Here is a 20684-nt window from a genome sequence, read left to right as displayed (position 1 = left end):
GTATAGAAAAAAATTCTTATAAATATAGAGGGAAATTCCTTAAAGTTTTCTTAATAAAGTTTTACCATGTGAAAAAAACTAACTTGAGCATTAAGCTTGCGGAATGAATAACCAAATAATTTTTTTCTTTATTTTTTGATATTTCTTAAGAACCTATCAAGAAATAAGTGAGTTTTAGGATTTAGAATAAATGTATCTTACAGTAATAAGAGAATTATCTAAATAAATTAGAGTGAGAACAATTAAAGAAAATATCTTGTGGGGTGCTGCTTTCTTTTAGAATAGAGAACCCCATGGGTCAGTTACATGTAATGCAGCGCTGTGCTTCTATGTCACTGAAAAATCTAATGATAAAAAAAGAGGGGGAAGGCATTTTTTATTGAAGTTTGTTAATGATAGATTTTTAACTAGTTAGGGGGGATCGTAAAATAGATTATTAATCTCTTTAATAATTTTTATTTTCCTTATAGTTGGCATATTGTATTAGAAATTTTTAATTTTGAAAGGAGAATCAATAATTATGGATAAGAAAAGAAGAATAAGTAATAAGCTATTACTTGTCAGTGCAATTTTTACAATAGCAATTCCCTCAGTCTCATATGCGGAGGAAGTAATTTCACCTGAAAATTTTACGAGTTCTTCAAGTTTGTATGAGGGACGGAATACGGAAATATTGAAAACAAGCTTATATCCTGATACATATAATTATCCGTTTAACTACCAATTTAGTTCGAAATTAAAGGAAGCAAACACAACTATAAAAAAAGTAGACAATAGTGATGATGAAAATCCTATTATATCTACTACTCTTTCATTTATTCGCCATATGAATAGTGAAGATTATAAATCTGCATTTGATTTAACCTCAAGGTCATTACAGAAAATAATATCCGAAGAATGGTTGAAGAGCTATTGGGAGGGACTGCCAGTTCAATTACAAGCAGGTTCTTTTATAGAAATTGGAGAGGTTACACAAAAAGAGACAAATCCTGTTCATACAAATGTGGAGATTCAATTAGTTTTTGAAAAAATGACTGTACCTTTACTAATTAAACTAGATCCATCTGGAAAAATAGACGATTTTCAACTCAGCATGTCGTTTAGTCCTGTTGCAGAGCGTCCATCATATAGTAAGCCTGAGTCATTTGTTGATAAAGAAGTAGTAGTTGGAAGTGGTGCATTTCCATTACCAGGAACATTGTCGGTTCCAAAAGGAAAGGGGCCTTTTCCAGCGGTTATTCTTGTTCAAGGATCAGGAGCAACTGATCAGGATGAAACAGCGTTTGCTTTAAAACCATTTCGCGATTTAGCTGAAGGTCTTGCATCGAAGGGAATTGCTGTCCTTCGCTATAATAAAAGAACGTATGAACATGGGTTGAAAACACAATTCAGTCCCTTTTATACAGTTGATAAAGAGACAACAGATGATGCTCTTCTTGTAACTCAATTTCTTAAAAATGAGCCTCTAATAAATAAGAATCAAATATATATTCTTGGTCATAGTCAAGGTGGAATGATGCTTCCGAAAATGATTGAAAAAGACCAAAATAAAAATATTGCTGGAGCAATTGTAATGGGAGGGCCAGCTCGTACGATCCAAGACGTTGTTTTAGATCAATTTGAGTACCTTTTCTCTATTGGAGCAATGAACCTGGATCAATATAAATTCTACAAATCGCAATTCGAATTATTAAATGATCCCAATTTCTCTGGTCAGAATCCCCCAAAAGATTTTTACTTAGGGTCAGCAGTATTTTGGGATTCTATACGGAAAATTAAAGCGGCAGAAATGTCAAAAGAACAAAAGACACCGCTTCTTATTATTCAAGGAGAAAGAGACTATCAAGTTCAATCAAAAATTGAAATTCCTCTTTGGAAAGAACAATTAAAAGAACGAGATAACGTAGATTATCGACTATATCCAAAGTTAAATCATTTCTTTACAGAGGGTGATGGGGAAATAAGTAAGCCAGATGAATATTATAGTCCTGCTAATATCCCTGAGTATGTTATAAATGATATTGCTGCTTGGGTGCAAGGCAGATCGCAATTAAATTAGCAACCATATGTTTTAATAAGGACTTTCTTTCCGTAATCAAAATAGAAATATTTTGATTAGGTTGTATGTTTTTTTAAAGCACTCTTTGAAAAGGAGTGCTTTTTTATTTTGCTATGATTTCTATAAAACAATGGGCTTACCTTCCAAACAAATCGTTATTTGGAGCGCTTTTATCAAAGCAAAGTGCTTGTGACATTTCTTTGATATTAAAAACATGAATAACCTATTGTGTAAAATTTTTTGAAAATTTAGGTTTAACATCTTTAAAATAGGTGTATTACATATTACATAACAACTAAATAAAAAAATAAAAAATCTAAAGGAGGAAAGATACGATGCATACGAATGAAAGAAAAACGGTAGTTTATGAATATCAAAATGAACAGGAAGTAGTTATGAAAGTAAAAGAGCTAGAATTGCAAGGGGTTCGCCACGATGACATTTATGTTTTAGCACATGAAAAACATATAACAAAAAGGATTGCGGATGATACAAACACAAATACGATTGGAGTAAAAGAACAAGGATTGGGAACAAGTATTATCAACTTTTTCTCCAAAAAAGGGGACGAACTTCGAAATCAAATGGAAGAAATGGGGTTGTCGAAGGAGGAAGCTAACTTATATGAAGAAAAACTAGATCAAGGGAAGATTTTACTCCTAGTAACAGCTGAAGTACCAATGGCGAATGCTAGGCAGCCGCAAAACTATCATTCTCTGTAATAGATTGCAACATCTGATAAATAGGTAAGGGAATTATTTTAGTTTGTAGCATGGAAGAAAATAAAAATAGAAAAGGATGAGAAAAATGAAACATACAATATTTAAATATGCTGTGATTGGAATTACGACCGGAGTCATAGTCTCCCTATTAAAAAAAGAAAATCGGAAAGCTATACAAACAAAAGGAAAAAGCGTAAAAGAAAAACTACAAGAAGGAAACATAAAGGAAACATTGGAGAAGGTAACTGAGACAAGTAAACAATTTTCTGTAACTGCAGCTAATGTTGCAAAACAAACATTACCACAACTGCTTACAGCCACACCAGTTGTCATTTCTACCATTAAAGACTTAACAGAAAACGAAAATAATAAAAAGAAAACAGGTGAAAAGGATTACGAAATAAATGAAAATAGTAAGAACTTAGACGGGGAAAAAACGAAAAATGAAAAGAAATATGTGAAAGAAGGGAAAGAAGAGAGTGCCTAGATTTAATTCTAAAAATAGAAAGTGAGGAAAAAAGTATGAAATCTCTGTATGCAATTGATGTAGGAATTGGCTTTACCAAAAGGGCATATCGACAGGATGTAGATTCTGAGATGACAATCAAGAGTGAAGCTTCCACACTAGCCCCTGTACCTAATCATGCTGAAAGTGAAGATTTAACAAAGGTAAGTTTTATAGACTTAGATTTTGCATACTACATGGGAAATGAAGCACATCAATCTGACGCTTCGTTTCTTCCTCCATTTGACGAAGAAATAGACAATTATTATGAAAGCGAACGATTTAAACAACAAATATTTGGTTGCATTGCAAAGGATTATAAAGAAAATATCGTGTTACCTCTAGTTGTTACCGGGCTTCCCGTTACTTGTTTTGGTAGTCAGCATGAGCAATTACAACGTGCACTAAAAAAAGAAACTTCCGTACAAATTGATGGGAAATTTATTCATATTACGGTGGAAAATGCTTTGATTCTTCAGCAACCAGTCGCTTTACATGCCTATTTCTTAAAAGAGGGAATTATTCAGGAACGAGATCGCATCTTAATTATTGATGGCGGATTTCGTACAGTAGAAATGACAGATATGAAACAGAATGTCATTTTAAATCATTATGAGGCGGAACTAGGATGTAGCAAGCCTTTGAAAAATATTAAGAATATCGTGCAGAATCATGAGGGTGAAAGTAATCAATTGCATATTAACGACATGCCAAACATATTAGAAAAAGGATATGAATGTCGAGAAGAAAATCATGAGACAAGTCAAATTCATACTTTGATTCAAAAAGAGTTGGATGCACACTTCCAAGACGTCATGCGTGTATTACAAGAACAATTTAAGTTAGAACAGTATAACACTATTATTTGGACAGGAGGAATAGTAGATCTTCACAAAAAACGAATTGAAAAAATGCAAAGTGAAATTTCTTCTTTCCGTATGGTAGACGCTTCGAAAGAGGCTGCACTCCATGGATACTACATTATTGGGAGTCAAGTATTTGAGGACATCACCAATCAATCTGCATATGAATCCAAATTATAATAACGAATGAAATGGAGTTCGTTGAATAGACGTGCCAAATTATGTAGCTTCTTTTCCACATATAATAAATTCTTTATAAGAAAAGATAAAAAGTGCTTGTATAGAGGAAATGTTTAAAATTGAAAATAAAAATAACTAATATATAGGGGGTCTTCCTTTTAAAAGAATAAGACCTCCTATGTTATTTATTTTGTAATTTAGATGATCTAAAAACTCTTCCTCCAAGACATGAATACCTACATACAAATTTCGTATTACGGATATGATTCGATCAAACATAAAACTATTTAGAAAGGAAGAATAATATGGAATGCATAAAAATGACGAAATGGAGTTGGTATCATGTGAAAACTAGTGAGCTTGAAAAACTTTCTTCTATAATCCCTCGTGATGTAACATCTTATTTCGCTCAATTTGTAAAGAAAATAAGTTCTCCTTGTGAAAATGGATTATATGTTTATACGTTATCACCAAGTCAAACTTGTGTATATGGTTCGTTTTTATATGATCAAGATAAAAAGGACGCCAAAATTCAAAAATTTCTTCATTATTTCGTAGCTGATGGAATACTGATAACAGTTCAGGAAAAAGAGGAAGAGGATTTCCGAAAATTAATACATAATTTCCCTATGGATACAAAAAATTGTAATAGTTCCGCTGAAGGATTATGTGCTATCTTATCAATGTTTATATCTCATTATTTGCGAAAGGTTGACTACTTTGAAAACAATTTCAGAAATGTATTATGGGATTTTTACCATCATAATAACATAGCAGTTTTAGAAAGGATTTATCATATTCGTCATGAATTATTTATGAACACACATGTGTTTCGCTTAATACAAGAAGTGTTACAAGGATTGGAGGAAGCTTGGTTAGAAAAACTAACAAGCACCCTTTGTTATAAACAAACACACGTAAAATTAGAGCGTGGATTACAACTTGTCAAAGAGTACCAAGAAGAATTAGACACGATGATTCATTTACAAGAAGTTGTTTCTTCTCATCGTGGGAATGAAATTATGAAAGCTCTTACTGTATTAACTGCTGTGAGTACGCCTTTGACAGCCTTAGGAGCATTATGGGGTATGAATTTTAAATACATGCCTGAACTAGAATGGAAATATAGCTATTTAATCGCTCTCTTATTTATTATTTTCATAACTGGGGGGATGTATATGTATATGCGATTCAAAGGATGGACAGGTGACTTATTACGAGTAAAGAAAAAGAAATCTTTTTTTAAATCTAATTAATCCTGTTGATAAAAAATATGATAGATATATTGTTTGTAATATTTATTAATTGGGGTAGTACCATATCCCCATCAAGTTAAAGTTTTGATGTCCTCGCAATGATAAAAATGGTGAATATTTATATGAAAGATTAGAGCTCTCCTTCCTGTAGGAGAGCTCTAATCTTTGTTTAAAAACTATATCATATACATGGGGGCAGACTCATCATCTGAAATTTGTCCGGATTCAATTTAGAATATGGCAAAAGAGAACTTGCGATTAAAAACAAGCTCTCTTTAAAAGAAATAACGTAATTGAGATACTTATATATTAACAATTGTTTTCTTCTAATTCCATATGTCATATGTTGAGAAATAAATTATAAATAGATTGATAAAGCTAAAATGAATGATTGACATAATATTTTGACGATAATATAATGAATCTCGAATTCAAGATAACTTGTAAGGGATTGGTAATTATGAGCATGATTAACGATGAGAGCTTATCTTTAAAGTTATTTGTTATATTATCAAGGGCAGTACAGTCAATTACTAAGCGTATTGAAGAGGATATAAAAAGTTATGGACTTAATCCAACTGAATTTGCAGTGCTTGAGCTACTGTATAGTAAAGGCGATCAGCCTATACAAAAAATTGGAGACAAAATATTACTTGCAAGTAGTAGTATCACGTATGTAGTGGATAAGTTGGAAAAGAAGAGGTTCTTAATACGAAAACCATGTCCTAAAGACCGCCGTGTCATGTATGCGTCAATTACTTCAGAAGGTATTGAACTAATGGATATTATTTTTCCTCAGCATAAAGAGGCGATTCAGCAAATATTTGGTGGTTTGGACTATATTGAGAAAAAAATGATAATCGAAAAGTTGAAAAAATTAGGGTATTATGCACTCGAACTATAAATTTTTAGAAATATATCTCGAATTAGTAATGTCCTAATTAAATATAATTTAAATAAATAGGAGGAAAAATTAATAAATGGTAGTAAATTTATTATAATACAAAATGAATAAAGCGTGTAATTTCAATCGGTATAATATGAAATAAAGTTGTTATGTTAACGTATACATATCGTCCTTTAAATTATAAATCTTTCATAAAGCGGAGAGTGGGTATCAAGAATGGAATTACGTCATTTAGAGTATTTTATTCAAGTTTGTAATAATAATAGTTTCACTAAAGCTGCGGAAGTTCTAGGTATTTCACAGCCGACTTTAAGTCAACAAATACGAGTTTTAGAAGGTGAACTTGATACACCCTTGTTTCATCGAGTTGGAAGAGGTATCAAAATGACAGAAGCGGGTAAGCTGCTATTTGATAAAGGAAAATTTATCATGCAACAATTTGATGACGTTTATAATGAAATTTTTGAATTAAAGGGTGTAAAAAGAGGTGTGATTACTATAGGAGGTTTATTAGAGGATCTCACTTATTTAACACCTTATATTATGAAGTTTCAACAACATTATCCCAACATTGTAGTAAAGATTATAGAATCCGAAGTTGCTGTAAATCAAATCGTTGACAAAAATATTGATTTCGGGATTACACGTAGTGCTCAAATTCCAGACACATTAACAAACACCCTTTTGTATAGTGAAGAGCTCGTCCTTGTAATTCCAAAAAATCATCCTTTAAATGAAAAATCATTTGTTTCTTTTCAAGAATTAGTAGGGCTCAGTAGAGTAATGGTTTCATGTAGTTGTCGTGAATCTATTAAGATATATTGTGAGAGTTTAGGGTTATCTTTATCTGAAGCAAATATAGAAACAAAATCTTCTATTTCTCTACTGAGCCTTGTATACAATGGACATGGTGTTGCCATAATACCTCTTTCACTGGTTAACTTTGTTAATAATGATACTTTGAGCATAGTTCGTATTACTGATCCAACACCAAATCAAGATATTAATCTTATACACTTTGATGATAAATCTTTAAGTTTTGCAGCACGCATCTTTATGCAGAAGTTAAATAATTCTCAAAAAGTATCAGTGTAATAGAAATAATAATGATTTTAGTGTAACAATTGAAAAATTAAGATCTATATTAAAGTCAAAGGGCAGTGGATTTATATGTGTGGTGTAGTCGATCAAAAGGGGATACCATTGACTTTTAATTAAGGAAAAAAGGAAAGACTTTGCAAGGAGAGAAGGTTATCAAAAACAAGTTAAGTTAATCAATCAATTCTTCGGTCTTATCGTATAGTAACAGATTCCATAAGGGATATACACTGCTATTTTGAATTTATATATCCTTATTGTAGAAAGAAAACCACCGGCATTATACCGGTGGTTTTGATTTAGAAAGCAAAGCAAGTACAACCAATACCCCATTTAGTTCCATCTTTTCCTATTACGGTATGAGTGTGTTGATGGAGAGGGTTACTACAACTATGTAACTTGTTATCATGGGAATCGTGAGAAAGTATAGTGTTGGCTAGGTTAGCACCACCATAACCATAAACGCCCGTCGGTGACCAATCAGGTGATGCTGGCGGCAATTCAGGTGATAAGTTTTTAAATTCATTATTTCCATAAACAACCTGCCCGCCCATAATGGTGAGCAATGATTCAAGGTCTTTGATTTCTTCTTCCGGCACAATAAAGTAGTCAGCAGACAATACAGCAATATCAGCAAACTGACCTACTGCCAGGGTTCCTTTTTTACCTTCATCACCAGAGAACCACGCACTTCCTTTTGAATATAATTCCAGGGCTACTTTTCTATCAAGTTTATTTTTTTCATCGTATATGGAAAGCCCACCAATGGTTTTTCCAGCAACCATCCAGTAAAGAGCAACCCAAGGGTTATAGCTGGAAACCCTGGTTGCATCACTACCGGCGCCAACAGGTATACCAAGGTCTAACATACGATAAATCGGAGGAGTATGCTTTGCAGCTTCCTTTCCGTATAAGTCAACAAAGTATTCACCTTGAAAAGCCATGCGGTCTTGGATGGCAATACCGCCATTTAAAGCCTTAACACGTTCCATACTACGATCTGAGATTGTTTCTGCATGATCAAACCACCATCGTAGCCCATTAAAAGGAATTTCTCTGTTAACTTCCTCAAATACATTTAAGAAACGTGTGATTGACTCGTCATAAGTTGCATGTAAACGGAATGGCCAACGGTTTTCCACCAATAGAGAAATTACTTTCTTTAAGTCGGCTTCCATTACTGTAGCTAGTTCGGGCCGTGGCATTTGAAATTTTTCAAAATCGGCTGCTGAGAATACTAACATTTCTCCGGCACCATTCATTTTATACTTATCATTTCCTTGACCTGGAGAAACAATTTTTGCCCATGAAGCAAAGTCTTCATATTCATGATTAGGATTTTGCGTAAATAGATTATAAGCAATACGCAAAGTTAATTGTTCCTTCTCGGCTAAATGTTCAACAACTTTGTAGTCATCAGGGTAATTTTGGAAACCACCACCTGCGTCGATGGCACTTGTAATACCTAATCTATTTAATTCACGCATAAAATGGCGAGTTGAGTTAATCTGGTCGTCAAGATTAAGTACTGGAGCTTTACCCAAACTTGAATAAAGAATAGAAGCGTTAGGGTTAGCAATTAAAAGGCCCGTTGGATTACCTCTTTTATCCCGCTGAATTAAACAGCCTGGAGGGTCTGGGGTATCTTTCGTGTATCCCAGTGCACGTAGCCCTGCACGATTTACAAGTGCTCTATCGTAAAGATGTAGCACAAAGACAGGCGTGTCTTCAGAAACAGCATTAATCTCTTCTAATGTTGGCATCCGTCTCTCTTTAAATTGAAATTCAGACCAACCTCCAACTACTCTTACCCACTGAGGAGCAGGTGTACGCCTTGCCTGTTCTTTGAGCATTTCTAGAGCAATAAAAAGTGATGGCACGCCTTCCCAACGTAATTCCATATTATAATGCAGACCACCACGAATCACGTGTATATGGGAGTCATTCAGGCCTGGAATAGCTCTCTTTCTTTTAAGGTCTATTTTTTTTGTTTTTTCCGTGGCACTATTAAGAAGCTCATCTCCACCTACTGCAGTGACTAAACCATCAGTTATGGCGATAGCAGATACCTCAGGCTGAGAAGGGTCAAGGGTAGTAATTTTTCCGTTATATAAGATCATATCCGGTAAATTCATGTTCACACCTCGTCTACTTTCTATTATTTTGTAACCATGGATGAAATAATTTACCGAAAATCGGCATGACTACCCATGATAGCAAGGACACTATACATACAGAAACAAAAAAAGCTGACATAATAGGATTCATATGTTTTATAATAGGTCCTATCACTTTAGGAACTAACATGCTAAGAGGCCATACACCCAGAAGGGTAATGATAGACATTTTCCATTTTGGCGGTGGAACTGGCGTTTTCGGAGTAACAAACCAATAAGCCAAACTGCTTTCAGTTTTGTAAGTTGGATTAGTGGCTTGAAATTGCTCCGCCGTTTTTAACAAATCCCGGCGAACATCTGATTCTTGCCAAGTACGTAGATGCTCATACGTATCAAAGCGAAAAATAACAGTATACTCTCTGGATTCGTTACTTGGGACTATTAGATTTACACCTAAATGTCCTGGGAATTTAGTAGCCGCAGCCTCAATTTCATGTCTCCATGTTTCAAACTGTTCTTCTCTACCTTCTTGAATTTCCCATGTAACAATCGTTGTTACTGGATTGCCGGCATCCATCGTGTTCCCTGTATAAGTCTCTTCGACAGCTACTCCTTCTTGTTTCATATTTTCCTGCTTGGAAGCGCGCCATGCACCATAGTATATGCGTATTCTACACCTTGACCATAAGCACCAGTGTGTTCCTTTACAATCTCCATTACAGCATCATAAGTGTCTTTGTGTGCCCAGTCACGTTGATATTCAAGTAAAACTTGAATTGCTGTCACTGGAATTGCACCAGCTTGTTCTACACGACGCATAGCAGCGTTATGTGCTGTCAAACTAGTACCACCTGAAGCATCATCAACTGCATACACCTCATAGCCAGCTTTAATTGCTTCAAGCACAGGGAATGCAAGGCAAACTTCAGTCCAAAGTGCTGCAAATATTAATTTCTTTCTACCGGTTGCTTTAACTGCCTCAACAAATTTCGGATCTTCCCAAGAGTTCATTGAACTACGTTCTATAATTTCATGGTTTGGGAATATATCAAGAATTTGTGGCCAAAAATAACCAGAAAAGCTGCGTGTTTCAACTGTAGTAAGAATAGTAGGTACGTTAAAAGTTTTTGCTGATTTAGCAAGTAGCATAACGTTATTAATCAATGTTTGTCTATCAATACTTGCAACTCCAAAAGTCATTTGAGGTTGAAAATCAATTAAAATTAAGGCACTGTTCTCCGGATTTAACAATTCTAAATTACTCATAATAAAACGCTCCTTTTTTAATTGTTTATTGAAAATAATATATATTCTGTCAATATAAGATCTGCTATACTCTTTAACTTAAATTTAGTGCTGATTTAATCAGCACTAAATTTATACTATCTACTTTAAAAAAGGTGATTTAAAGCTATTTCCTTGAAATACATTTATGCATTTTGTTTACTAAGATCCCGCTGCGCGCCCATATAGCTTCCAATTATATTTTGATAGCCTGGAAGATTGCTAGCAAGCAAATTGCCAAAACCTTCGACATCGTTGCGCCAATCACGTTGTAATTCGCAAGCTACGCTAAACCAGTTCATAAGTTGCACACCACTATGTGCCATACGAGTATTTGCAGCATCTGCTACTTGTTTACTGAAAGTTCCTGAAGCATCAGTAACAGCAAATACTTCATATCCAGCTTTTATAGCGGAAAGTGCAGGGAAAGCAACACAAACGTCCGTAACTACGCCCGCGATGATAAGTTGCTTTTTTCCAGTTTCTTCGATTGCTTTTACAAAATCATCATTATCCCATGCGTTAATTTGTCCAGGTCGAGCTATTTTTGGTGCATGAGGAAAGAGATCAACTAATTCTTGCATTAAAGGTCCGTTAGGCCCGTTTTCAAAACTTGTTGTTAAAATAACTGGTAAATCAAAAAACTTAGCAGTATGAGCAAGAGCTAAAACATTGTTCTTGAATTCATCAACACCATAGTCACGTACTAGTCCAGACATAAGACCAGTTTGATGATCTACTAAAAGCACGACAGCATCATCTTTGTTAATACGAGAATAGAGATCAGTCATTATGTATTCCTCCTAAAAATTAAGTAATCGAAGAAAGTTTAAATAGTCGAATACTATCATAAGTTTCTTCGTTTATAACTAAGCTGACCAATAATATTGGTCATAGCAGCCTTCACAGAACATGAAGTGCTATACAAATTTATAGTATTTGAAAACTGATTCATTAATCAATTCTAAATTATCTATAATTTTCATAGGTCGTAACTATAGTTGTTTTCACTATAAAATAGATTGGTTTTACCTATACATCCTATAGATAGAACGATATTGATAGTCACCTATTTTTGTTATTACAATTGAATAGGAGTAATGTTCAGTAATTATTTTATGATGAAAAAGGTATTAGAGGGGGGATTGTTCCAAAAGGAGAAAATGAATGCATTGGAACAATAGAGTTTCATACTTAGAATTCACAACATAAACGTGCATGAATAGGTTATGACATTCATCCAGATTATTGAAGAAAAGGATACATATTAGAATATTTTTGGGAGGTAGAAGCATGGCTAAAATTACTGTAGGAAGCGAAAAGCAAGAACCAATTGAGATATATTATGAGGATCATGGCACAGGAAAACCAGTTGTACTCATTCATGGTTGGCCGTTAAGTGGTCGATCTTGGGAATACCAAGTTCCCGCTCTTGTTGAGGCTGGATACAGAGTTATAACATATGATCGTCGAGGATTTGGACAATCATCTCAGCCGTGGGAAGGGTATGAATATAATACCTTTACTTCTGATTTACATCAACTATTAGAACATTTAGAGCTTCAAAATGTCACACTTGTTGGTTTTTCTATGGGTGGAGGCGAGGTAGCCCGGTACATTAGTACGTATGGAACAGGTCGTATTGAAAAGGCTGTTTTTGCTGGAGCAGTTCCTCCATATTTATACAAATCAGAGGATTATCCTGAAGGGGCATTAGATGATGCTACAATTGAAGCATTCAAAAGTGGTGTGATAAATGACCGCCTTGCATTTCTTGATGAATTTACTAAGGGATTTTTCGCGGCTGGTAATCGAACAGATTTAGTTAGTGAACCATTCCGTTTATATAATTGGGATATTGCAGCCAGTGCATCACCTAAAGGAACACTTGATTGTATTACCGCCTTTAGTAAGACAGATTTTAGAAAAGACTTGGAGAAGTTTAATATACCTACTCTTATTATTCACGGTGATTCTGATGCAACTGTACCATATGAATATAGTGGGAAATTAACACATGAAGCAATTCCTAATTCTAAAGTAGCCTTAATAAAGGGTGGTCCACATGGGCTAAATGCAACGCATGCTAAAGAATTTAATGAAGCACTCCTATTATTTTTAAAGGACTGATTACAACTATATAATTGTTAGTTGATAAATTATAAATAAGTAAAAAATAAAGCTTTATAAAAGATGCTCTTGGATAAATCCAGGAGCATCTTTTTAAATGGTGATATTGAGATGTTAGGTTGATAAATCTCCATTAATTTTGGAGTGAATACTCTTCTTAACAGCTAAAATATATTGATTAGAGTTTTTTAGATTTCTTAGAAGTATTGTTATATTACTATCAAGATAATATTTTGAATAATCCTCAAAACAAAGAAATATACATTTTTCTGAGGAAGAAATATCTTGTCAGAAAACAATAAAATCTTATTAATTTTTATAATTGGTAGAATTTTTGTGGAAATAATTCTCTTAATATATTAAAATAACATCGTATTATGTCAGATTTTAATTAGGGGAGAGAAATTTTATGTTGAAAAAAATCATTCCAGTTGCTTTAGCATTAAGTACAGTTACTTTTACTAGTGTATTTGCTGCGCCTTCAATCCAAGCAAGTACAGAACAAAACCGCTACATAGATGTACAAATGCTCGGTATTAACGATTTTCATGGACAACTAGACACTGTAAAAAAAATTAACAATAAAGATGCAGGGGGAATTGAGTACTTAGGGGCTTATTTACGTGATCGTGAAAAACAAAATCCGAATACATTAAAGGTACATGCTGGCGATGTTGTTGGAGCAAGTACTCCTGTTTCAGCATTATTACAAGACGAACCTACGATTGAATTTCTAAATGATTTGAAATTCGATGTTGGAACGATAGGAAATCATGAATTTGATGAAGGTGTTGAAGAAATGAACCGCCTTATTTATGGTGGATACCATGAGAAAACAGGTAATTTTAAAGGAGCAAAATTCCCATATGTTGCTGCAAATTTCTATAATAAATCCACCGGGCGTCTATTTTTACCACCATTCACTATAAAAAAGGTACAAGGAGTGCCTGTTGGCTTTATCGGAGTCGTAACAACGGATGTTCCTAACCTTGTTATGCCTACTATGCTAAAGAATGTAGAAATTACAGATGAAGTTGAAGCTATTAACAAATCCGTAAAGCAATTAAAAAAACTAGGCGTTAAATCTATCGTTGTTCTTGCACATAACGGAGGTACAACAGATGGGAACGGCGTAACAAATGGTGATATCGTCCGATTAGCAAATGAGACTGATCCAGAAGTCGATGTTATTTTTGGTGGCCATAGCCACACTTATGTAAATGGAACTGTTAATAATAAACTTGTCGTACAAGCAAATTCATATGGTATGGCTTTTGCTGATGTTGATGTAAAGATTGATCGTAAGACACAAGATATTGTTGAGAAAAAAGCAGAAATTGTTACAACTTACCATGAAGGCATGGAGCCTGATAAAAAAATAAAGAAGAAGATGGAGAAATATCAAGCAAAAATCGCACCTCTTGTTAATGAAGTTGTAGGTAAGTCTATTGCTCCACTAGATCGTAAACTCAATACGGCTGGTGAATCTACTCTCGGAAATTTAGTTGCTGATGCCCAGCGTGCAACAATGCAATCCCAAATTGCACTTATGAATCCTGGTGGTATTCGTAATGACTTAGATGCTGGTGATATTACATGGGGAGAGATATATGGTATTCAACCATTCGGAAATCAATTAATAAAAGTAAATTTAACAGGTCAAGACATTCGTGATATTTTAAATCAACAATGGCAAAAAGATATAACAAGAATGCTTCAAATTTCAGGTATCCAATACACTTGGGATGTGAACAAGCCTAATGGAGAAAAAGTAACAAGTATTCGCTTAGCAAATGGAGAAGAAATCATTCCTTCTAAAACTTACAGCGTCGTTGCGAACGCATTTCTAGCTTCAGGTGGAGATGGATTTGTATCCTTTAAAAACGGTAAAGATGCTGAAACAGGACCAACTGATTTTGAAGCATTAGTAGATTATATAAAAAAATCAAAAGAACCAATTCAGTCTATTATTGATGGAAGAATTCAAAAGATAAATTAGTTTTTTATTAATCTCAAAAACAACTAGATTACCTGTGCGCTATACTCTTTAGTGTGCAGGTAATCTAGTTTTTTGATTTGAAATAGTCTAACTGTGGCCAATGGGTATACCGTCTAGATGCAGAGTGCCGAAAAAAATGAAGTGAACAAAAAATAACCCCTAAATTAACCCTATGATAAAGAGACTACAAACAATCAAAATTTGGAACATCATATTAACCATATATTAACTACGTTAATAATACATACTGAAATTGAATACTTTAGATAACATCATTTATAACGAATATCTGTACATTATAATGTTATGCAATGAGGAATTTACAATACAATGAATTGAAGCTTATTTAGTTTTATATTCGTATAAGTGAATTAAGAATTTCTTAAGAACCTATTAAGAAATAAGTGAGTTTTAGGAACTAGAATAAATGTATCTTAACAGTAATAAGAAAATGAATGTTTTAAACGGAAGTTGGCAGAGTATGTCAAAAAGCTATAAGTAAATATTTCAGGAGGTTTTTTATGAAAAAGAAAATAATTATTGCAATTGTTGCTTCTGCTATAACAATGACTCATTTTGTAGGAAATACTTATGCAGATTCGAAAACAGAGGTTTCTGTTACAGCTCCCTACAATACAAATCAAATAGCGAAATGGTTAGAAGCACATGCAAAGCCTTTAAAAACAACTAATCCAACTGCATCTCTTAATGATTTGAAACCACTTAAGAATATGGTAGGTTCAGCTTCAATTGTAGGTTTAGGTGAAGCTACGCATGGGGCTCATGAAGTTTTTACAATGAAACACCGCATTGTTAAGTATTTAGTATCTGAAAAGGGCTTTACCAATCTAGTTTTAGAAGAGGGATGGGACAGGGCCTTGGAACTTGATCAATATGTTCTTACTGGTAAGGGAAACCCAAGCCAACATCTAACACCTGTATTTAAGACGAAAGAAATGCTAGATTTACTTGATTGGATTCGGCAATATAATGCTAATCCAAAACATAAATCGAAAGTACGTGTCATCGGGATGGACATTCAATCAGTAAACGAAAATGTTTATAATAATATAATAGAATATATTAAAGCAAACAATTCAAAACTGTTGCCTAGAGTAGAAGAGAAGATAAAAGGGCTTATTCCTGTAACAAAGGATATGAATACTTTTGAAAGCCTTACGAAAGAAGAAAAAGAAAAGTATGTTTTAGATGCTAAACAAATTAGTGCTTTATTAGAGGAAAATAAAAGCTATTTAAATGGGAAATCTAAAGAGTTTGCATGGATAAAGCAAAATGCTCGTATTATTGAACAGTTTACTACAATGTTAGTGACACCTCCTGATAAACCAGCGGATTTTTATTTGAAACATGATATTGCAATGTATGAAAATGCGAAGTGGACTGAAGAACATTTAGGAAAAACCATTGTATGGGGACATAATGGACACGTTTCGAAAACAAATATGCTTTCTTTTATATACCCTAAAGTAGCAGGGCAGCATTTAGCAGAATATTACGGAAAACGGTACGTATCTATTGGAACGTCAGTTTATGAAGGACAATACAATGTGAAGAATAGCAATGGTGAATTTGGCCCCTATGGAACATTAAAATCGGATGATCCAAACAGTTATAATTACATTTTTGGACAGGTCAAAAAAGATCAATTTTTTATTGATTTACGTAAGGCGAACGGCGTGACAAAAACTTGGTTAAACGAACAACATCCAATTTTCGCTGGAATAACTACCGAAGGGCCTGATATACCAAAAACTGTTGATATATCATTAGGTAAAGCGTTTGATATACTTGTTCAAATTCAAAAAGTGAGTCCATCTCAAGTACATCAATAAATTTAGAATCATGTGCCTTAATGACAAATTTCATAGTGTTTCATATAACACAATGAAATTTGTTCTATATAGCAAGCAGAATAATCGCATTAGAAAAAATTAGCAGTTTAACCTGTTAAGAGTAAAACGAATCTTCAATATGTAAAGCGTAAAAACACTGAAGCGAAAAGCATCGGTGTTTTTTGCGCTTTCGGGCACAGATGCTACTTCAATCCTATTGTAGAAGTGATTTTGTATGTAAGGAATTTGTAAGGAATAGGTAAGAAAAAAGAGATTTTCATTGTGTAGGATAAAAATATAAGGAGGCATGAAGGGGGGGAACAAGTACGGCCTACATATAAAACAAATAATCAGTAACAAGAGTGTTTTAAGGAAAAGAAGTAATTTCTATGGTTAATATGTATGTGGAAAAAGAGTGATTTAGAGATTGTTAGAACACAATGGTGTTTGTGAAAATAATGATTAGTGCGTTGATTGCAAATTCAGTGTTGACTTTTATCATTGGGAGAGTTGATAGCTGTGTGGTTAGCATATGACATAGTTATTAACCATCAATACGATTTTAATAGAAGAGAGGAATTCTTTATGAAAACAAGCAGTAAAATTACATGTGCAAGTCTAGCACTTTTAATAGGTGGAAGTTCCCTGTTATACATAACACCAACATCAATTGTAAAAGCAGAATCTACGCAAAATGTATCTAGTTCGTTACAAACAAGTACGAAAAGCGATCGTACTTCCGTTAAGAAAGCAATGCGAGATGAACTGCAACTTGGATACCCGGGAATACTCGCTAAAATTTCTAAGGGGGGTAAAACTTGGAGTTATAGTGCTGGGGTAGCAGATCTGAAAACTAAGAAACCAATGAAAGCAGATTTTCGCTTTCGTATTGGCAGTGTGACGAAAACGTTCATTGCAACAGTTCTACTTCAATTATCTGGAGAGAACCGTTTGAATCTAGACGACTCCATTGAAAAATGGTTACCTGGTGTTATTCAAGGAAACGGATATGATGGTAACCAGATTACGATCCGGCAAATATTGAATCATACAAGTGGTATTGCTGACTATATAAATTCAAAAGACTTTGATATTACGGATATAAAAAAATCGTATACGGCTGAAGAATTTGTAAAGATGGGGATTTCACTTCCCCCAGACTTTGCCCCAGGAAAGGGTTGGTCTTATTCAAATACAGGATATGTAATACTAGGAATCCTTATTGAAAAAGTAACAGGAAACAGCTATGCGGAAGAGGTTGAAAATCGGATTATTGAACCGCTTGATTTGTCAAATACATTTCTACCTGGTAATTCAAGCGTGATTCCAGGCACCAAGCATGCCCGTGGCTATTTGCAACTAGACGGAGCGAGTGAGCTAAAAGATGTTACTTATATTAACCCAGGTAGCTCGGATGGAGATATGATTTCTACTGCTGACGACTTAAACAAATTCTTCTCTTGCTTACTAGGTGGCAAATTATTGAAGGAACAGCAACTAAAACAAATGCTTACTACAGTCCCTACAAATAGAGAGGGAACCGGATATGGTCTTGGAATACTTGAAATTAAGCTTCCGAACGGTGTCTCGGTATGGGGACACAGGGGGGCCGTTCCAGGGTTTTCCACTTTTGCTGGTGGAACACTTGAAGGTAAACATACACTCGCTATCAATTCGAACAGTTTAAACCTTAATAACCCGGAAGTTTTTAAAAACATTTTACTTGCTGAATTTAGAAAGTAGGAAAAACGGATAAATTTTGTCATTTGTAATTTCCATCGGAATGGATTACCGCTTGAAAGAGTATAGAGGGATTAAGTATCTAGAAACAATCAAGTCAATCATGAAGGATGGCTAAGGGGTTACATTGGCCGGTTAAAAGAGCAACACATATAATGAGTGATTATTATATATACTATTGTATTTGTATGGGTATTGTCACTAATTGTAAATTTATATAAGGTGGGAAGTCTAATTTAAGACTTCCCACTTTTTCCGTTTAACAGCTTTTATTGTGAAGCTATTAACAATAGAAAAAGGAGAATGTAACTAGTTATGCAGATGAATCTTGGTACATGCGCTATGTAGGATTTTTTTTGGGGATATACAAAAAATAAATTTAGAAGAATATATGAATTAGAGACAAGAAAGCTCAAGTGAATTGAAAACCTTTACTTTTTTGTTTTGGAAATAGTATTTAATTAAACAGTATGGTACTTTATTTTAATAATTGAACAACTGCCTACTAAAAAATTTGATAGGCAGTTGCTTTGCTTTTGGGTGAAAAAAATGATTTTTCTTTAATCTGTAATAACAGTTATAAATTAATTTTAATTATCTTATGAAATAGGGAAAATCAATATAAGTTATAATTATTACTTGTTTTTTTGTTTTACTTGTTCTTTTAATTCATCAAGGGTCTTACCGCTAATATTGTCAGTAATAGTTTCATGTATTTCATTTTTTAATACAATTGTTTTTCCTGCAAGTTGTGCTTTGGAAGACATTTTACTTTCATTAATAGTTTCTATGTTTGTTTGAAGGTCTGCTTTGTTATTTTCATCAAAGGTAATTGCGAATGGTTCAATTGCTCCGTAGTAGTTACCAAATAATTGATCCTTCTTCAAAAACATCATATATTTTTTATTAACCATAGGTTCGATATATAAAGGATCCTTATTTTGCACCTCTTTAGTAGTTATCTTAGTAGCCTTTTTTGTAACTGTGCCATCTGGTGCAACAACTGCATTAGAATCTTCAAGTTTTACAGTTTCAGCGAAACGATGATTGATTTTTATTTGTTTATTTTCATTCACACCTTTAATTGTTTCGGAAATGTTGAAATTATATAGATGTCCTTCAACGTAATTTTCTTTGTCCTCTTCCGATGGATTACTTGGATTACGTGCCATATTCCACTTAGAGTCAAGACCTTCATATTCACCGATTACAACTAGATCTGCTTCATTAATCATTTGATTTAAATCACTTGTAGCAGGGAAATCTTTACTGAGAATAACAGTTTCGGTATTCTTATCTTCTTCAGCAACAGGGGAGAAGTGACTATTAAATGCTGAATATCCTCCCAAACCAATTACTGTAGCCAAAGGTATTGCAATTACCATAGTTTTTGCTTTTTTACTTAACATTAAGAAATCATCTCCTTTTTCTGTTAATAGATTGCATTTACACCATTTTTATCGTCAGTTTGAGGGACATGCATAGTAGTACGATTACGATTGCTGTTCATAATTGAAGTACCACTGTTGTGACCTATTCCTATTGCATGACCAAACTCATGGACTCCTGTACTTTTAGCAACATTTGATTTTGTAATATTTGTATTACCTGCGTTAATATCACCAGCAAATTTCGTTACTTTTTTAGTGGATGTATTATAAGATGTCTTCATTCTTCCATAATAAGTAGAGGAACTTTCAAACCAAGAGTTTAATGTGTTCACAGAAGAAGAGGAAACTGTAAAATTAATACGAGAAGCAGTGTACCAGGCTGAATCGGCAGCTTGCCAACCAGATTTGATGATACTTGAACCATCGTCTAATCTGTCCCCCCATTTATATGTAGCTGATTTTGAAGGCAGCTTCCATCCTTCTTTTACATAAGCCTCTGAAACGCCAACGCTTGAAAAAACAAACACAGTACCTAATAAAAATGCAGTAATCCCTTTTTTAAAATTCATATTATCCCTCC

General features: G+C 33.9%; 17 protein-coding genes. 11 read left to right on the top strand and 6 right to left on the bottom strand.

Annotated elements, in window-relative coordinates; translation table 11 throughout:
• The first annotated feature begins 520 nt into the window (after window positions 1-520).
• The 7 genes from ACS2QP_RS22790 to ACS2QP_RS22760 all read left to right on the top strand — a co-directional run bounded on the left by ACS2QP_RS22790 (window position 521) and on the right by ACS2QP_RS22760 (window position 7587).
• Window positions 521-2059 (top strand): alpha/beta hydrolase, encoded by a 1539-nt coding sequence (locus ACS2QP_RS22790; RefSeq protein WP_135277766.1) that lies wholly within the window; start codon window positions 521-523, stop codon window positions 2057-2059.
• A gap of 335 nt (window positions 2060-2394) precedes the next feature.
• Window positions 2395-2781, top strand: a complete 387-nt coding sequence (locus ACS2QP_RS22785) for a general stress protein (protein ID WP_000557320.1) — start codon at window positions 2395-2397, stop codon at window positions 2779-2781.
• An 85-nt stretch (window positions 2782-2866) separates the two neighbouring features.
• Window positions 2867-3268 carry a hypothetical protein gene (locus ACS2QP_RS22780; RefSeq protein WP_000683216.1) on the top strand — a complete coding sequence of 134 codons (402 nt, stop codon included), beginning with the start codon at window positions 2867-2869 and terminating at the stop codon, window positions 3266-3268.
• Window positions 3269-3303: 35 nt separating this feature from the next.
• Window positions 3304-4329 (top strand): ParM/StbA family protein, encoded by a 1026-nt coding sequence (locus tag ACS2QP_RS22775; RefSeq protein ID WP_438882887.1) that lies wholly within the window; start codon window positions 3304-3306, stop codon window positions 4327-4329.
• Between the two features lie 305 nt (window positions 4330-4634).
• Entirely contained in the window at window positions 4635-5585 is a 951-nt protein-coding gene (locus ACS2QP_RS22770; protein ID WP_438882886.1) for a magnesium transporter CorA family protein, read from the top strand.
• 460 nt (window positions 5586-6045) lie between these two features.
• Window positions 6046-6489, top strand: a complete 444-nt coding sequence (locus ACS2QP_RS22765; protein ID WP_438882885.1) for a MarR family winged helix-turn-helix transcriptional regulator — start codon at window positions 6046-6048, stop codon at window positions 6487-6489.
• Window positions 6490-6708: 219 nt separating this feature from the next.
• Window positions 6709-7587 (top strand): LysR family transcriptional regulator, encoded by an 879-nt coding sequence (locus ACS2QP_RS22760; protein WP_153581844.1) that lies wholly within the window; start codon window positions 6709-6711, stop codon window positions 7585-7587.
• A 302-nt stretch (window positions 7588-7889) separates the two neighbouring features.
• Here the strand turns inward: ACS2QP_RS22760 and ACS2QP_RS22755 are convergent, their stop codons facing one another.
• From ACS2QP_RS22755 to ycaC, 4 genes are all read right to left on the bottom strand, one after another.
• Window positions 7890-9725 carry an amidohydrolase gene (locus ACS2QP_RS22755; RefSeq protein ID WP_153581843.1) on the bottom strand — a complete coding sequence of 612 codons (1836 nt, stop codon included), beginning with the start codon at window positions 9723-9725 and terminating at the stop codon, window positions 7890-7892.
• Window positions 9726-9738: 13 nt separating this feature from the next.
• Window positions 9739-10332 (bottom strand): antibiotic biosynthesis monooxygenase, encoded by a 594-nt coding sequence (locus ACS2QP_RS22750; RefSeq protein WP_438882884.1) that lies wholly within the window; start codon window positions 10330-10332, stop codon window positions 9739-9741.
• On the bottom strand, window positions 10329-10973 hold the full coding sequence (locus ACS2QP_RS22745; protein ID WP_000067162.1) for a hydrolase: 645 nt from the start codon (window positions 10971-10973) through the stop codon (window positions 10329-10331). The genes ACS2QP_RS22750 and ACS2QP_RS22745 overlap by 4 nt, the downstream gene beginning before the upstream one ends.
• Window positions 10974-11137: 164 nt before the next feature.
• On the bottom strand, window positions 11138-11782 hold the full coding sequence (gene ycaC / locus ACS2QP_RS22740; protein WP_000131213.1) for an isochorismate family cysteine hydrolase YcaC: 645 nt from the start codon (window positions 11780-11782) through the stop codon (window positions 11138-11140).
• 502 nt (window positions 11783-12284) lie between these two features.
• On the opposite strand from ycaC, the gene ACS2QP_RS22735 reads away from it, so the two are divergent.
• From ACS2QP_RS22735 to ACS2QP_RS22720, 4 genes are all read left to right on the top strand, one after another.
• Window positions 12285-13121 carry a bromoperoxidase gene (locus tag ACS2QP_RS22735; RefSeq protein WP_438882883.1) on the top strand — a complete coding sequence of 279 codons (837 nt, stop codon included), beginning with the start codon at window positions 12285-12287 and terminating at the stop codon, window positions 13119-13121.
• 409 nt (window positions 13122-13530) lie between these two features.
• Entirely contained in the window at window positions 13531-15120 is a 1590-nt protein-coding gene (locus tag ACS2QP_RS22730; protein ID WP_063536788.1) for a bifunctional metallophosphatase/5'-nucleotidase, read from the top strand.
• 521 nt (window positions 15121-15641) lie between these two features.
• Entirely contained in the window at window positions 15642-16973 is a 1332-nt protein-coding gene (locus ACS2QP_RS22725) for an erythromycin esterase family protein (protein ID WP_438882882.1), read from the top strand.
• A gap of 585 nt (window positions 16974-17558) precedes the next feature.
• Window positions 17559-18716 carry a serine hydrolase domain-containing protein gene (locus ACS2QP_RS22720; protein ID WP_088338305.1) on the top strand — a complete coding sequence of 386 codons (1158 nt, stop codon included), beginning with the start codon at window positions 17559-17561 and terminating at the stop codon, window positions 18714-18716.
• A 632-nt stretch (window positions 18717-19348) separates the two neighbouring features.
• Here the strand turns inward: ACS2QP_RS22720 and ACS2QP_RS22715 are convergent.
• Both ACS2QP_RS22715 and ACS2QP_RS22710 read right to left on the bottom strand, forming a co-directional pair.
• Entirely contained in the window at window positions 19349-20122 is a 774-nt protein-coding gene (locus tag ACS2QP_RS22715) for a hypothetical protein (protein ID WP_000949362.1), read from the bottom strand.
• Between the two features lie 23 nt (window positions 20123-20145).
• Window positions 20146-20673 (bottom strand): matrixin family metalloprotease, encoded by a 528-nt coding sequence (locus ACS2QP_RS22710; protein WP_001009605.1) that lies wholly within the window; start codon window positions 20671-20673, stop codon window positions 20146-20148.
• Window positions 20674-20684: the final 11 nt, after the last annotated feature.

The organism is Bacillus cereus group sp. Bce019, assembly GCF_051781745.1.
Lineage (GTDB): Bacteria > Bacillota > Bacilli > Bacillales > Bacillaceae_G > Bacillus_A > Bacillus_A cereus.
Note: the sequence above shows the minus strand (reverse complement) of the source record. Positions and strands in the feature narration are given on the sequence as shown.